At 70.0% G+C, this 14540-nt stretch carries 13 protein-coding genes and 1 riboswitch; of the genes, 9 read left to right on the plus strand and 4 right to left on the minus strand.

Annotation, left to right across the window (positions count from 1 at the left end; genetic code table 11):
- Window positions 1-3 precede the first annotated feature (3 nt).
- The gene (locus tag FXN61_RS14875; protein ID WP_312877739.1) at window positions 4-639 is read right to left on the minus strand and encodes a LysE family translocator; all 636 of its coding nucleotides are present in this window, start codon (window positions 637-639) and stop codon (window positions 4-6) included.
- Between the two features lie 121 nt (window positions 640-760).
- Between FXN61_RS14875 and FXN61_RS14880 the strand changes: the two genes are divergently transcribed.
- Both FXN61_RS14880 and FXN61_RS14885 read left to right on the plus strand, forming a co-directional pair.
- A complete protein-coding gene (locus FXN61_RS14880) occupies window positions 761-1495 on the plus strand; it encodes a serine protease (protein ID WP_167974269.1) in 735 nt (244 codons plus the stop codon).
- Window positions 1496-1508: 13 nt separating this feature from the next.
- Window positions 1509-1967 (plus strand): GNAT family N-acetyltransferase, encoded by a 459-nt coding sequence (locus tag FXN61_RS14885; protein WP_312877740.1) that lies wholly within the window; start codon window positions 1509-1511, stop codon window positions 1965-1967.
- Here the strand turns inward: FXN61_RS14885 and FXN61_RS14890 are convergent.
- The gene (locus FXN61_RS14890; RefSeq protein ID WP_312877741.1) at window positions 1921-3114 is read right to left on the minus strand and encodes an 8-amino-7-oxononanoate synthase; all 1194 of its coding nucleotides are present in this window, start codon (window positions 3112-3114) and stop codon (window positions 1921-1923) included. The two genes, FXN61_RS14885 and FXN61_RS14890, sit on opposite strands and share 47 nt — an antisense overlap.
- A 43-nt stretch (window positions 3115-3157) precedes the next feature.
- On the opposite strand from FXN61_RS14890, the gene FXN61_RS14895 reads away from it, so the two are divergent.
- The gene (locus tag FXN61_RS14895) at window positions 3158-4219 is read left to right on the plus strand and encodes a cytochrome P450 family protein (RefSeq protein WP_223165437.1); all 1062 of its coding nucleotides are present in this window, start codon (window positions 3158-3160) and stop codon (window positions 4217-4219) included.
- Here the strand turns inward: FXN61_RS14895 and FXN61_RS14900 are convergent.
- On the minus strand, window positions 4203-5039 hold the full coding sequence (locus FXN61_RS14900) for a quinone oxidoreductase family protein (protein WP_167974273.1): 837 nt from the start codon (window positions 5037-5039) through the stop codon (window positions 4203-4205). The two genes, FXN61_RS14895 and FXN61_RS14900, sit on opposite strands and share 17 nt — an antisense overlap.
- Window positions 5040-5116: 77 nt before the next feature.
- Between FXN61_RS14900 and FXN61_RS14905 the strand changes: the two genes are divergently transcribed.
- Window positions 5117-5623 (plus strand): helix-turn-helix domain-containing protein, encoded by a 507-nt coding sequence (locus FXN61_RS14905; protein WP_312877742.1) that lies wholly within the window; start codon window positions 5117-5119, stop codon window positions 5621-5623.
- A 10-nt stretch (window positions 5624-5633) separates the two neighbouring features.
- Window positions 5634-6596, plus strand: a complete 963-nt coding sequence (locus FXN61_RS14910) for a threonine aldolase family protein (protein ID WP_167974277.1) — start codon at window positions 5634-5636, stop codon at window positions 6594-6596.
- Here FXN61_RS14910 and FXN61_RS14915 read toward each other — a convergent pair.
- Window positions 6576-9602, minus strand: a complete 3027-nt coding sequence (locus tag FXN61_RS14915) for a hypothetical protein (RefSeq protein ID WP_167974279.1) — start codon at window positions 9600-9602, stop codon at window positions 6576-6578. The genes FXN61_RS14910 and FXN61_RS14915 overlap by 21 nt on opposite strands.
- 108 nt (window positions 9603-9710) lie before the next feature.
- Window positions 9711-9838: riboswitch (cobalamin riboswitch) on the plus strand.
- A 38-nt stretch (window positions 9839-9876) separates the two neighbouring features.
- On the opposite strand from FXN61_RS14915, the gene FXN61_RS52100 reads away from it, so the two are divergent.
- The 4 genes from FXN61_RS52100 to FXN61_RS14935 all read left to right on the plus strand — a co-directional run.
- On the plus strand, window positions 9877-11778 hold the full coding sequence (locus FXN61_RS52100; RefSeq protein WP_167974281.1) for a putative cobaltochelatase: 1902 nt from the start codon (window positions 9877-9879) through the stop codon (window positions 11776-11778).
- A 10-nt stretch (window positions 11779-11788) separates the two neighbouring features.
- Window positions 11789-12403: a cob(I)yrinic acid a,c-diamide adenosyltransferase gene (cobO, locus tag FXN61_RS14925; protein WP_167974283.1), complete on the plus strand. Its 615-nt coding sequence runs from the start codon at window positions 11789-11791 to the stop codon at window positions 12401-12403.
- Complete coding sequence (locus FXN61_RS14930; RefSeq protein WP_167974285.1) at window positions 12400-13776, plus strand: cobyrinic acid a,c-diamide synthase CobB; 1377 nt, start codon at window positions 12400-12402, stop codon at window positions 13774-13776. The genes cobO and FXN61_RS14930 overlap by 4 nt, the downstream gene beginning before the upstream one ends.
- A 30-nt stretch (window positions 13777-13806) precedes the next feature.
- A partial coding sequence (locus FXN61_RS14935; protein WP_312877743.1) for a cobalt-precorrin-4/precorrin-4 C(11)-methyltransferase occupies window positions 13807-14540 on the plus strand: 734 nt, incomplete at its 3' end.

Below are 14540 nucleotides of genomic sequence, written 5' to 3' on the forward strand. Positions count from 1 at the left end.
GGCTCACACCACGAGCCCGACTGACATGGTGAGGAAGACGGCCGCGCAGACAGCGTCGAGCGCGGTCGTCACACCAGGCCGGCGCAGCCGCCCGGCCACGCGGGAAGCCGCCAGCACGATCATCAGCTCCCACACGGCGGCGAGTCCGAGGAACAGCACGGCCAGCATCGCGAGTTGCGGTGCCGGTTCACCCGATCCGATGAACTGTGGCAGGAACGCGAGCGAGAACAGGATCATCTTCGGGTTCGTGATGTTGGTCAGGAAGCCCTGGCGGAACGGCCGGTCGCTCATGACCTCCTCCGGCTCGCCGCCGGTGCGCCTGATGAGGCCGCGCGTGATGGAAACCGCGAGGTAGAGCAGGTAGGCGGCGCCGATCCAGCGCAGTGCCGTGAGCACCATCGGGTACTGCGCAAGCACCACACCGAGGCCCGAGATCACCAGCGCCACCTGGACCGCCGCGGCGGAGTGGATGCCCGTCAGCGCCAGCAGTCCGGCACGGGTGCCGGAGCGCAACGACGTGCGCAACAACAAGAACGCGTCAACACCGGGGGTCACGATGACGACCGCGCACGCGATGAGAAAGGCTGGAACCTGGCCGAAGTCGAACAACACCGTACATACCCCCGTGATCTGTGCCACTGACCGCAAAATCTCCGGTCTAACGGGACACTAACACGAGAATCTCCGGTTTTGACGCCGTCCTAGCGTCATCGCTACCGTTGGTGACCAATCGTCCACCTGGCGCAACGAGGAGTGGTCCGTGAGAGGTAAGCGGCTTGCCGTGCTCGTGGCGGTGATCGCGCTGGTCAGCGGTACGTCGACGGCCGATGCGATCGTTGGGGGGACACCCGCGCGGGTGTCGGACACGCCGTGGGTTGTGGCGATCACCACCACGGACGGCCAGCTGATCTGCGGTGGCGCGCTCGTCGCTCCGGACAAGGTCATGACGGCCGCGCACTGCGCGACGCTGAAGGGCGTGCTGGGCAAGAACCAGCGCCCTGCCGAGCAGTTGCGCGTGGTCGCCGGCCGCACGGACCTGCGGGTCAAGGGCGACGGCATCGAGTCGGCGGTGGCGAGCGTGTGGCGGCATCCCGAGTACCGCGAGGTCACCATGGGCGACGACGTGGCGGTCCTGACGCTGGCCGGTTCGCTGCCGTATCGGACGATCGCGCTCGGCGAGGTCGGCGACGACGGTGTCGTGCTCGGGTGGGGCCGCACCGCCGAGAACTTCCCGCCCGCCATGACGCTGCGCAAGGTGACGGTGCCGATCCTGTCCGACGACGAGTGCCGTGCGAAGGAACCGGACTTCCGGCCGGGCGCGATGCTGTGCGCCGGGCGCGGTGGCCGCGACGCGTGCACCGGCGATTCGGGCGGGCCGCTGGTCGTGCGGGGCAGGCTCGCGGGCGTCGTGTCGTTCGGACGCGGGTGCGCGCGGGCCGATGAACCTGGTGTCTACACCCGGCTGGCTCACTACCGGTCGACGCTGGGCTTCTGATATCCAAGGGCCGGTGCGAACCACACCGTATCCCGCCACCCTGCGCAGGCAGTGGGGACTCGACCTGTGTCCGGCCCAGCTCTACGCGATTCTGCGGCTGCGCCAGGACGTCTTCGTCGTCGAGCAGAACTCCGTGTACTCCGACCTGGACGGCCGCGATCTCGAACAGGGAACGCGGCACTTCTGGCTGGAAGCTGACGGATCGCACGACCCGCTCGCGTACCTGCGGCTCCTCGAGGAGCTCGACGGCACGTTCCGCATCGGACGCGTCGTCACCGCGCGCATGGCTCGTGGCCGTGGCTTCAGCCGCCGCCTCGTACAGGCGGCCTTGGTGGACGTCGGCAGCGCGCCGTGCGTGTTGGACGCACAGACGTACGTCGTGGATTTCTACGCGTCGTTCGGCTTCGTGCCGGAGGGTGCGGAGTTCATCGACGACGGGATTCCACACCTGCGGATGCGGCGCACTCCCTGATCACGCGCACCGCGCGCTCGATGTCGGCCTCGGACAGGTCGGCGCGCGCGGTGAGCCGCAGCCTGCTGATCTGGTCCGGTACCGACGGCGGCCGGAAGCAGCCGACGATCACGCCGTTCGTGCGACAGTTCTCCGCCCACTGGAACGCCTGTTCCGGACTGGGTGCACGCACGCTGACCACGGCGGCCGTCGGCGTGCTGGCCTGGAATCCGGCTTCCTTCAAGCGGTTGCTCAGGTCGTGGGCGACGGTCAGCGCGCGCTCGGGGCGGTCCGGCTCCTCGCGCAGGATCTTGATCGCCGCGAGGGCCGCCGCCGCGCTGCTCGGCGCGAGACCGGTGTCGAAGATGAACGTGCGGGCGGTGTCGATCAGGTGCTTGATCACCCGGCTGGGGCCGAGCACCGCGCCGCCCTGCGCGCCTAGCGACTTGCTCAGCGTCAGCGTGGTGATCACGTCCGGTGCCTTGATGATCCCCGCCTCGGCCACGGCTCCGCGGCCGCCGGGTCCGACGACACCGAGGCCGTGCGCGTCGTCGACGACCAGCGCGGCACCGGTCGCGCGGCAGGCCTCGTGCAGTTCGTTGAGCGGTGCGATGTCGCCGTCGACGCTGAAGACCGAGTCCGTGACGACGATCGCGCGCCGCTTGCCGCGGGTCTCCAGCGCGTGCCGGACCTTGCCGACGTCACAGTGGTCCGTGACGACGACGTCCGCCTTGGACAGGCGGGTGCCGTCGATCAGGCTCGCGTGGATGTGCTGGTCGGCCACGATCGCCGTGCCAGGACCGGTGAGCGCCGTGAGCGCGCCGAGGTTCGCCGCGTAACCGCTGCTGAACACCAGTGCCGACTGCGAACCGCAGAAGTTCGCGAGCTCGAACTCCAGCTCGGCGTGCAGCTCCGTCGAACCCGTGACCAGGCGCGACCCCGTGGAGCCTGCGCCCCACTTCAGCGTGGCGGCGGCCGCGGCACCCGCGACGCGCTTGTCCTTGGCGAGCCCGAGGTAGTCGTTGCTGGCGAGGTCGAGATCCGTCGAGTCCGCGGTGCGCGGCCTCACGCGCCGGGTCAGACCCGCCTTGGCGCGCGCTTGGGAGCGGACGTCGATCCAGTCGAACGTCGACTCACCACCAGTGGAAATCGCCTCAGTTGTGCTCACGGTCACCGCCAGAGTCTCCCATCCGCCGACTAGCGTGCCGCTCGTGGACCTGTTCACCTTCACGCGTGCCGAACTCACCTCGCCGGTGCAGTTCTGCGACGGCCGCTGGGTGGTGTCGGACTACGACGACGTGCGCGCCGTGCTGGCAGATCCGGTCACCTTCTTGCCTGACAACGCCCTGACCGCGGTCACCCCGGTCGCTCCCGCCGCGTTGCGCGCCCTGGTCAGGGCCCGCTTCTCGTTGCCGCCGACCTTGGCGAACAACGGGTCTGCGTCGCACGCCGGTCTGCGGCGCCTCGTCGCGTCGTTCTTCACGCCCGCCCGTGTCGCCGCCGCGGAGCCTCGCATCCGTTCACTCGTTTTGGAACGGCTTGGTGGCTCAGATCTCCTGCGCGACCTGGCGTGGGACCTGCCGGCGATCGTGCTGATGGAACTGCTCGGCCTGCAGAACGTCGACATCCCGACGCTGAAGCGGTGGAGCTCGGGATCGCTGGAGTTCTTCTGGGGCAACATCTCCCGCGAACGCCAGCTGGAGCTGGTCGACGACGTCGGCGACTTCCACCAGTGGCTGATCAAGCGCTATCACGCGCGGGACGGCGAGCTGTTCTGCGCCTTGATGGACGCCGGTGTGTCCGCTGAGGACTCCGCCGGTCTCTGCTACTTCCTGCTGATCGCCGGCCAGGAGACGACGACTCAGTTGTTGTCCACGGCGTTGCGTCGCGCGTTGCAGGACCGCGCGTTGTGGGCGCGTCTGGTCGAGCCCGGCGTGGCTGAGTCGTTCGTGGAGGACGTGCTGCGCGTTGCCACCCCGGTCGTGACGTGGCGGCGGCTGACTGCTCGTGAGGTCGTTCTGTCCGGCGTTCGGGTTCCTGCTGGTGCTGAGCTCGTGTTGTTGTTGAGCGGCAAGGAAAGCGACCCTCGGCATCTGGCCTTCGGTTATGGCCGCCATTTCTGCCTAGGCGCCGGGCTGGCCCGGCTGGAGGCCGCGGTGGTGCTGCGCACCGTTGCCGAGCACGAGCCCACGCTGCGGCTGGTGGGCGGGGAGCCCGAGTGGCTTCAGCTGCTGTCGTTCCGCGCGCCCCGATCGGTCACGGTCGCGCGATGAGCTTGCCCTTCGTGGTGCGGGCTTCGAGTGCTTTGTGCGCCTCGGCGATCTCGTCGAGCCGGTAGACCTCACCGAGCACCGGCTCGAGGTTCAGACCGAGCACTTCCTCCGGCGTGGTGTTGCGGGGGAGACCCATGACCGCGACGCCCTTGCGGAAGATGTCGCTCGCCGTAACGTCCAGCGGCTCGCCGCTGGCGTACCCGAACACGACCATGCGGCCCACGCCGTCCTTGAGCAGCTCGAACGCCCGTTTCCCGACCACGCCGCCGATGGACTCGAACACGACGTCCACCGGTTCCAGATCGTCCCAGTCGTAGCCGATGCCGCCCTTGCTGGACGCCGCGAGCACGGTCGCGCCCACTCGTTCCGCTAGCTGCACTAGCAGGGTGCCGACGCCGCCGGACGCCGCCTCGACCAGCACCCGGTCACCCGGCTGGATGCGGGCGGCCTTGGCCGCGGCGACCGCGGTGGTGCCTTGCAGGAGAAGGGCGAGCGCCTCGTGGTCGCTCGCACCGTCGGGCACGTCGATCGGGTTCTCGAGGACGGCCTTGGTGGCGTACGCGCCGTCGCGTGGCACGCCCATGACCCGGCGGCCGTCTCTCGTGGTGCCGACGACTTCCGAGCCGAGGATCGCGGGTAGCTCCGGACCCGGATACCACGGGAACAGCTCACGTCCCTTGCCCCGTCGGATGACCGTCTCGCCGTAGTTGAGGCCGATCGCGGTGACGTCGACGAGCGTGTCGCCGGCCGGGTCCGGCACCTCCTCGACCCTGAGCACCTCGGGCTCGCCGAACTCGTGGAACCGCACTGCCTTCATCATTGCCTCCCAGTAAGCGGACCGTCAGTCCGGCTGCTACTGTACGGACCGATGGTCCGCTTATGTCAAGGGAGAGCCACGTGGAACGCGCCGACGCCGCCCGCAACCGAGCCGCGATCCTGGCCGCCGCCACCGAGCTGATCCGCGAGCGGGGCATCGAGGCCGTCTCGATCGACGACGTCGCGGCCGCGGCAGGTGTCGGAAAGGGCACCGTGTTCCGGCGGTTCGGCGACAAGGCGGGCCTGATCCAGGCCGTCGTCGACGAGACGGCCGCGTCGTGGATCCAGGTGGCGTCGTTGGAGTGCCGCACCGCCGGTGAGTTCGCCGGCACGCTGTTCGACCACGTGCTGGCGTCGTTGCCGCTGGTCATAGCCATCGAGAGAACTTCTGTCCGCAGCTGCGAGGGCAACTTCCAGATCACTGTCGACCGGCTGGCCAGGCTGGTCGGCTCGACCTTCAAGGCGCACACCGTCCTGGCTGTGCTGAGGGGCGAGCACATCGCGTTCCTGCTCGACCAGGGCATGACCGCGGCCGACGTCCGGGAAGGTGTTATCTCGCTCGCGGACACGCTCGCGGCTGAGGTTTGATGCCCGGGTGATGAACCGTCAGCTCTCGGGCGTCCGGAAGAAGTCGCTGCTGGAGATGCTCGGCCCCATGCCGGACGTCGACCCCGACCGCTACGGCGACGGCGGCCCGGTGGGCGCGCTGGAGACGCGGGTGGCGCAGCTGCTCGGCACCGAGGCGGCGCTCTTCGTGCCGACCGGGACCATGGCGCAGCAGATCGCACTGAGGTGCTGGGCCGACCGCACGCACAACCCGATCGTGGCGATGCACCCGCAGGCGCACCCTTTGCATCACGAGGACGACGCGCTGACCGTGCTGTCCGGTCTCCGCCCGATCAAGGTTCGCAACTCGGAGGTCGCGTCCTGCCCGGAACCGTTCGGGACGCTGCTGCTGGAGGTGCCGGACCGCGAGGCCGGCTTCATCCTGCCGACCTGGGACGAGCTGACCTCGATCGTGGATCTGGCACGTGAACGGGACGCGGTCGTGCACCTCGACGGCGCACGCCTGTGGGAGAGCACTTTCGGCCTGGGCAAGCCTCTGGAGGAGATCGCGGGGCTCTTCGACTCGATCTACGTGTCGTTCTACAAGTCGCTGGAGGGCATCTCCGGCGCGGCGCTCGCCGGCACCCAGGACTTCGTCGACCAGGCACGGGTCTGGCGGCACCGGTACGGCGGCATGCTGTTCCAGCAGTGGCCCGCGGCGTTGTCGGCTCTGCACGGCTTGGACACCGTGCTGCCCCGGTTGGGCGCCTACGTCGAGCACGCCAAGGTCGTGGCGGCCGCGATGGGACTGCCGGAGCCGCACACCCACCAGTTCTCGCTGCACCTTCCGGGCGACCCGGCCAGGCTGACCGAGGTGAGCGGCAAGTTCCTCGGCTCGTTCTGGCGGGACGGTCAGCTCTCCAAGACCGAGGTCACGGTCGCCGAGCCTGCGCTGGAGTGGACGGCGGACGAGGTCGGGGAGGCCTGGGCGGAGCTACTCGGCTCGCTGGCGTGAACGCCGGATCTCGGCGAGGTTCGCGGCGTAGATCCGTTCGCCCGCGTAGTCCTGCCGCTCCTGGCACCGGGCCAGCGCCTGTTCCGTGCACCACTGCGCCGCGTTCAAGTCTCCCAGCTGGAAGTGGTTGAGCCCGAGCAACCCGTGGATCTTGCCGAGGTAGCGCGCGCCCTCCGTGCCGTCCACCGTGGCGAGCAGCTCGTGCAGAACCTCGTTGCTCGCCTGGTAAAGCCTGCTGTCGCTGAGGTCCTGGGCGAACGCGAGCCGGTCGCGCGTGTGCGCCAGGTCACGGCCCGACCGGGTGTTGCCGGCGATCTCAGTGGCGACGGACAGGGTCTCGGCGTTCTCGGTGTAGATCCAGACGCCTTCGAGGTCGCCGAGCTCCCGGCAGCGGCGCAGCGCGTCGAGGGTGTGGCCGAGCGCCTCGTCGAGCCGGCCGAGGCGCTGCGCGTTGGCGCCGAGCAGACCGGAGATCTTGGCCAGGATCTCGTCCACCCCCGGCCCCGTCGCGCCGTCCAGGTCAGCCAGCAGTGACCGCAGCTCCGCGGTGCTCGCCGCGTGCTCACCGGCTTCGTTGAGCTGTTGAGCTCGCCGGTAGGCGTAGTTCCAGGCGTTGATCGGGTTCGCCGCGCCCTGCGGGTTGAGCCGGTTCATCGGCTCAGGGTGACCGAGCGCCTCCAGCACCTGGGCCGCGCCCAGCAGGACGCGGGCGTAGGCGTCGACAGCCTGTGGATCGTGGCGGATCTCGACGGGGACGACCGCCCACCCCGAGAACTCGCGCACCGCGGTCGCGGCCCGCGTCCGGCACAGGTCGATGAACGTCCGCTCGTCGCCGGAGTGGTAGGCGGCGAACAGCCGGTCCCAGAGGTCGGTCACCCGTGGCCCCTTCCGCCGAGCTCGTCGAACAGCTGGGCGCGGAACAGGCCTCCCGGCCATTGCGTCGTTCTCGCGCTGCCACGGCGGACGAGCTCCGGGTCGCCGCGTCCAGGCGTCCGGCTCCTGACGTTGTTCTCCGGCTCGTCGACGGCGATGGTGACGTACGGCAGCTCGGCGCCGTTGATCATGTTGACGATCGCGGACGTGGTGGCGCACTGACTGAACCGCGTGCCGACCGCGACCAGCACCCACAGCGCGGTGTCGATCGGCGCGGTGCGCAGAGTGCCGTCGGCGAAGTGCCCGACCGGTGCGATGTCGCTGGCGAGCCAGGTGAGTGACCCGACCGGCGCGCCCACGACGTCCTCCAGCTCGGCCTGCCGGGTCAGCACCCAGTCCGCGAGTCAGGGCGGCTTCGCCCTCACAGGCACCGATCACCGCGACGTGGCAACGGTTCTTGCGGCCGGGCCAGCCTCGCTTCAGCTCCAGGTGGGAACCGGGGACGCGGTGCTCGCGTCGTTCGTCGAGCCGCGTCACCGCGGTCCAGTCCAGCGAGGCGGTGCTCGCCACCGGCGGGGTGTCCGCGGGTCGACCGCTGGAGGAGGGCAGTACGACGGCACGGCCGCCGTCGACCAGCGGCAACGGGAAGGTGCCCGTGAGGATCTCGCTGTCGTCGATGTGGATCTTGGTCGGCATGCCCAGCCTGCACAGCGCGCCGTAGACCGTCGGCAGGTCGGCGGGGTCCGTCGCGGCGAGCTCGAGCCGGCGCAGGCAGTCGCCGGGTGTCTGGACACCGAAGAACTCGGTGTCCAGCAGACCGCGCCAGACGACGTGCGGCCGGTCCTGGAGCAGCGTGGTCAGGTGGTGCTCGGTGCGCCCGGCGATCACCGTCGAGCGATCGGCGCCGACCAGCACGTCGAAGTTCTGCACGGAGTCCGCGGTCAGCGCTTCGAGCGTGCACCAGGCGCGGGTGAGGTAGTCGTCGGCGTCGTCGAGCAGGATCGCCGTGCGCCCGACGAGCTGGTGGGCGGCCAGGTGGGTCAGCCCCTCCTCGAACTCCGCCTGTTCCGCCGGGGTGCGCGGCGGCTGCGGCATGCAGCTGTAGTCGTACCAGAGGTGGACGCGGCCGAGCAGGGATCGCAATCGGGGATGCTCGGCGACCAGCGTGCGCAACCGGCTCAGATCGGTGTCGGCGTGGCTCGCTGGCACGCCGCGATCGGCGGTCTCCTGCTGCAGCGACGAGATCTCGGCGTGCGCCGCGTCGAGATCGGCGGCGTCCAGCGCGGGCCGCAGCACGTTGACGATGAGCGCCTCGGCGAGGTCTGAGCCGTGCGCCCCCACCGGCACCGGCGAGATCCTGCTGATCTTGCGCGGCGTGTGCAGGCCGCGTTCGTGCGCCACGTACACCGCCTCGCACAGCGCCGCGACCAGCTGCCACGCGATGAGCCGTGCCTGGGCGTTCTCCGGGTCGGGCGCGATGGGCGTGAGCCAGCGATGCGAGATGAAGCAGTAGTAGTTGCCAGGAGCCGTCGTCCCCACCAGGTCGGCGGTGATCTCCTGCATGCGCCGGAACCGGCCGGCCTCGATCAGCACGGGCAGCGGCAGCCAGTACGACCCCGGCAGCTCCACCCGCGCGTACTGGGAGAACAGCTGCCGCGCGTCGCTGTCCTCAGCCATGTCGAGGAAGGCCTTCGGCGGCGCGCCCAGCGGGTAGGACCACACGAGTCCGTCGTCCGGCTCGTCCTGCTCCGGCACCACGGTCAGGTTCAGCAGGTCGTCCTGGATCGTGTACCGCATCCGCCCGTCCGGGACGGTCAACGGCCGGTGCCGCAGCTTCCTCGTCTGCGTCAGCAGCAGGTCCACGTCGGCCGGTGAGCGTCTGCGCCGCTCCTTTTCGGCGTCGAGCCGCGCCTGGGCGAACGTCTGCAGCGGCCCGTACCCCACGAACGGGGTCGCCGCGAGCGAGCGGAACCCGACCTCGTCGTACGGCACCGAGCCCGCCGCCCTGGCGTACTTCAACGCCCGCGCCGCCGCGTCACGCGACGGCAGGCCCCTCACCAGGTCCGGCCGCATCCCCAGCTGGTCCGGCGAGAGTCGCTCCCACTCGCCGAGTTCGACGTCGTCCCACGGCACCGGCCCACCCTAAGGGCCGGTGATCACCTCGTCGAGGGTGCCCGATCAGGACGGTTCACCCCACCTCCGACGCGACATCGCTCACCTGGCTGTTGGACCCACGGGTGCGAAATGCGACGATGCCGGGGCTGTGAGGGGAGTGCGAGGAAGCCGGTGTGAATCCGGCGCCGTCCCGCGACTGTGACCGGTAGTGAGAGAACCGGGAGTCAGGAACTCGCCCCTCTCTTGATCACCGACCACGGGCGTGGACACCCGAGGAAGGACTTCGCTGAGCATGTTCCCCTTTTCGGCTGTCGTCGGACATGACGACCTCCGGCTCGCCCTGCTGCTGAACGCCGTTCATCCCGGCATCGGCGGCGTTCTCGTCCGCGGGGAGAAGGGGACCGCGAAGTCGACGATCGTGCGTGCCCTGGCCGCGCTGTTGCCGGAGCTCCAGGTCTCCCAGAACTGCCGCTTCGGGTGTCTGCCCGGCAGCACCGGCTGTCCGGACGCGCCGCACGACGGCAGTGAGCAGAGGCCGGCCAGGCTCGTCGAGCTGCCTGTCGGCGCCACCGAGGACCGGCTGGTCGGGTCGCTCGATCTGGAGAAGGCGCTGACCGAGGGTGTCAGGGCGTTCCAGCCGGGGCTGCTGGCCGCGGCCCACCGGGGCGTGCTCTACGTCGACGAGGTCAACCTGCTGCACGACCACCTGGTCGACCTGTTGCTCGACGCCGCCGCGATGGGACGGGCGCACGTTGAACGTGAAGGCGTGTCGATCTCCCACCCGTCGCAGTTCCTGCTGGTCGGCACCATGAACCCCGAGGAGGGCGAGCTGCGGCCGCAGCTGCTCGACCGGTTCGGCCTGACCGTGGCGGTGAAGGCGGCGCGGGACGTCGGCATCCGCACCGAGGTGATCAGGCGCCGGCTCGCCTACGAGGCCGACCCCGTCACGTTCGCTGCCACGTGGGCGGACGAGGACGCCAAGCTGAAGGAGCAGATCACCGACGCCAGGCGGAAGCTGCCCCGAGTGTCCCTTTCGGACAGTGAGCTCCGCAGGATCGCCGCCGTCTGCGCGGCCTTCGAGGTCGACGGCATGCGGGCCGACCTCGTCGTCGCCCGTGCCGCCACCGCCCATGCGGCGTGGCGAGGAGCTGAGAGCGTCGAGGAGACGGACGTCGAGGTCGCGGTGAGGCTCGCGCTGCCGCACCGGCGCCGCCGCGACCCGTTCGACGAGCCCGGCATCGAGGAGCAGCAGCTCGAGGACGCCATGCGCCAGGCGGCCGAGCACGCGGAAGAAGACCAGGGTCCTGACGACGACGGCCCCGGCGGCGGTGAGCTGCCCGAACCGCAGGAAGGCCCGGCTGGCAACGGAAACGCGCCCAACGACCGTCCGGCTCCGGAACCGGCGCCCGCGTTCAAGGCACGGCTGCTGGAGGTCCCTGGAGTCGGAGAAGGCGCGCCAGGCAAGCGTTCCAGGGCCCGTGCCCGCACCGGCAGGGTCGTCCGTTCGTCCAAAGTGGACGGAAATGGCCTGCATCTCGTCGACACGCTCACCAACGCGGCGCCGCACCAGCAAGCACGCGGCCGCAGTGGTCCTGGGCTCGTTCTGACCGGAAACGACCTGCGCAAGGCGGTCAGGGAGGGCAAGGAGTCCAACCTCGTCCTGTTCGTCGTCGACGCCTCGGGTTCGATGGCGGCACGGCAGCGCATGTCGGCCGTCAGCGGCGCGGTGATCTCCCTGCTGCGCGACGCCTACCAGCGCCGGGACAAGGTCGGCGTGGTGACGTTCCGCGGCAACCAGGCCGAGGTCGCCTTGCCGCCGACCACTTCCGTCGACGCGGCCGCCACGCGACTGAAGAAGATGCGCACCGGAGGCAGGACCCCGCTCGCGGACGGCCTGCTCAAGGCGCACCGCGTCCTGGAGATCGAACGGCTCAGGGACCCGCAGAAGCGCCCGCTCGTCGTCCTGCTGACCGACGGAAGGGCGACGTCGAGCGGACTCGGCGGCGACCCGACGAAGGACGCGCTCAAGGCTGCAGGCCTGCTCGAACAGATCGCTGTCGTGGTCGTGGACTGCGAACAGGGCCACGTCCGCCTCGGTCTCGCGCAGAAGATCGCCGAGGCGATGCAGGGCGCCTGCGTCCGTCTCGACCAGCTCAGCGCCGACCACCTCGCCGGCGTCGTCCGGGCCGCATAAGGAGAAACCAGTGCCTCAAGGACAACCCACCGAGGTGCCGAAGGACGGCCTGACCACCCGTCAGCGCCGCAACCGGCCGTTGCTGATGCTGCACACCGGCGAGATGAAGGGGAAGTCGACGTCGGCGTTCGGCATGGCGTTGCGCGGCTGGAACCAGGGCTGGGACATCGGCGTGTTCCAGTTCGTGAAGTCCGCCAAGTGGAAGGTGGGCGAGGAGTCCGCGTTCAAGGCGCTCGGCCGGCTGCACGAGGAGACCGGCGAGGGCGGCGCGGTCGAGTGGCACAAGATGGGCGAGGGCTGGTCCTGGTCCCGCAAGCAGGGCACCGAGGAAGATCACGCCAGTGCCGCGCTCGAGGGCTGGCACGAGATCCAGCGCCGCCTCAACACCGAACGGCACGGCTTCTACGTGCTCGACGAGTTCACGTACCCGCTGCACTGGGGCTGGATCGACGTCGACGAGGTCGTGGGCACGCTGGCCGATCGCCCCGGTCACCAGCACGTCGTGATCACCGGCAGGTACGCGCCGCAGAAGCTGATCGACGCCGCGGATCTCGTGGTGGAGATGACCAAGGTCAAGCACCCGATGGACGCGGGCCAGAAGGGCCAGCGGGGGATCGAGTGGTGAATCGGCTGGTCGTCGCGGCCCCGGCCTCGGGCAGCGGCAAGACCACGGTCGCCACCGGCCTGATGGCCGCGTTGCGCCGGGCCGGGTCGAGGGTCGCGCCGTTCAAGGTCGGGCCCGACTACATCGACCCCGGCTACCACTCGCTGGCGACGAACAGACCGGGCCGCAACCTCGACCCGGTCCTCGTCGGCGAGCACCGGATCCCCGGCTTGTTCGCGCACGGCTCGAATAACGCCGACATCGCGGTGGTCGAGGGCGTGATGGGCCTGTTCGACGGCCGCGTCGACACCGCGGGCGTCGGCTCGACCGCACACGTCGCCAAGCTGATCAACGCGCCTGTGCTGTTCGTCGTGGACGCGCGTGGGCAAAGCCGGTCACTCGCCGCGCTCCTGCACGGGTTCCGCGGCTACGACCCGACGATCCGGCTTGGCGGCGTGGTCCTCAACCAGGTCGGTTCGGAACGGCACGAGCAGGTTCTCCGTTCGGCCTGCGACGAGGTCGGTCTCGACGTGCTCGGCGTGCTGCCGCGCGACTCGCAGTTCTCCTTGCCCTCACGGCATTTGGGGCTCGTGACGGCGGCGGAGCACGGCTCGGAGGCGGTGGCAGCGGTGGACGCGATCGCCGCCGCGGTGGCCAAGTACGTCGATCTCGACGCGGTGCGAAGACTTGCGTCATCGGTGCCGTCGATGGCGGTCGCCGCGTGGGAGCCCCAGGTCGAACGCGTGGACGACGAACCGTTGATCGCGGTGGCGGGAGGAGCGGCTTTCACCTTCGGCTATGCCGAGCACGTCGAGGTGCTGAAGGCCGCGGGCGCGGCCGTGGCCGTCGTCGATCCGCTCAACGACGAAGATCTTCCGGAGGGAACCTCGGGTCTCGTGCTGCCAGGCGGATTCCCCGAGCAGCACGCGGAAGCCCTGTCCGCCAACGCGAAGTTGCGCGAGGCGGTGGCCAGGTTCGCTCGATCGGGTGCGCCGGTCCACGCCGAGTGCGGCGGGTTGCTGTACCTCGCGCGGTCGCTCGACGGCCACCCGATGTGCGGAGTGCTCGACGCGGACGGGTTCATGACACCGAAGTTGACCTTGGGTTATCGGGACGCCGTCGCGTCCACGAGCTCGCCGCTGCACCCACCTGGCAGCCGCGTGACCGGCCACGAGTTCCACCGGACCCAGCTGTCCACACCGCACTCGACTCCGCCCGCGTGGCACTGGCGCGGCGTCGATTCACGGCCTGTCGCAGAGGGTTTCGTGGCGGGTGGCGTGCACGCGTCGTACCTCCACACGCACCCCGCCGGTGACCCGGAAGCCGTAGCCCGTTTCGTGCGGGCCTGCCACCCGTTCGTGGCCGGAGCGGCAGACGGTACGGTCTTCGCTTAAGCCTCTCGCCGAAACCCCTGTGGAGCTGTCGTGACGACGACCGGTCGGGTCTCCTTCGTCGGCGCCGGTCCCGGTGCCGCCGACCTCATCACTCTCCGAGGCGCGCGTCGCATCGCGGAAGCCGACGTCGTCATCTGGGCTCCCAGCGTGGTGGACGCCGAGTGCGTCCGCGAGCACGCCCGCTCCGACGCCGATCTGGTCGACTTCTCTCGCGTGACGGCGGAGGAGATCACGGACGTGTACCGCCGTGCGGCAGCATCGCGTCAGACGGTCGTGCGCCTGCACGCAGGCGACGCCGCGACCGGTGGTGGTGTGCAGGAGCAGCACGACCTGTGCGTGCGTCTCGGCCTTGAGGTCGACGTCGTGCCGGGGGTGTCGGTGGTCGCCGCGGCCGCTGCCAAGATCGGCCGCGAGATCACGCTGACCGAGGCGTCGTCGACCGTGCTCATCTCGCCGGAGAGCAGCGAGCTCGTTCGCGAGTTCGCCGCGCTGCAGACGACGATGGCCGCGACGGTCTCGGGTGCGCGCACCGGCCAGTTCGTCGAGAAGCTGCTCCAGGGCGGCTACTCCGAGCAGACTCCGGTCGTCGTCGCGTACAAGGTGAGCCAGTCCGACGAGCTGGTCGTGCACACCACGGTCGGCGAGCTGGAGTCGGTGGTGAAGCAGCACAAGCTGTACCGCCCGACCCTGTTCCTGGTCGGCGCCGCGGTGAAGGCCCCCACGCGCCGTGTCTCGACCTCGGCCACCACCGCGGTGGACGAGCC

This window comes from Lentzea indica (genome assembly GCF_012184385.1).
Classification (GTDB): domain Bacteria; phylum Actinomycetota; class Actinomycetes; order Mycobacteriales; family Pseudonocardiaceae; genus Lentzea; species Lentzea indica.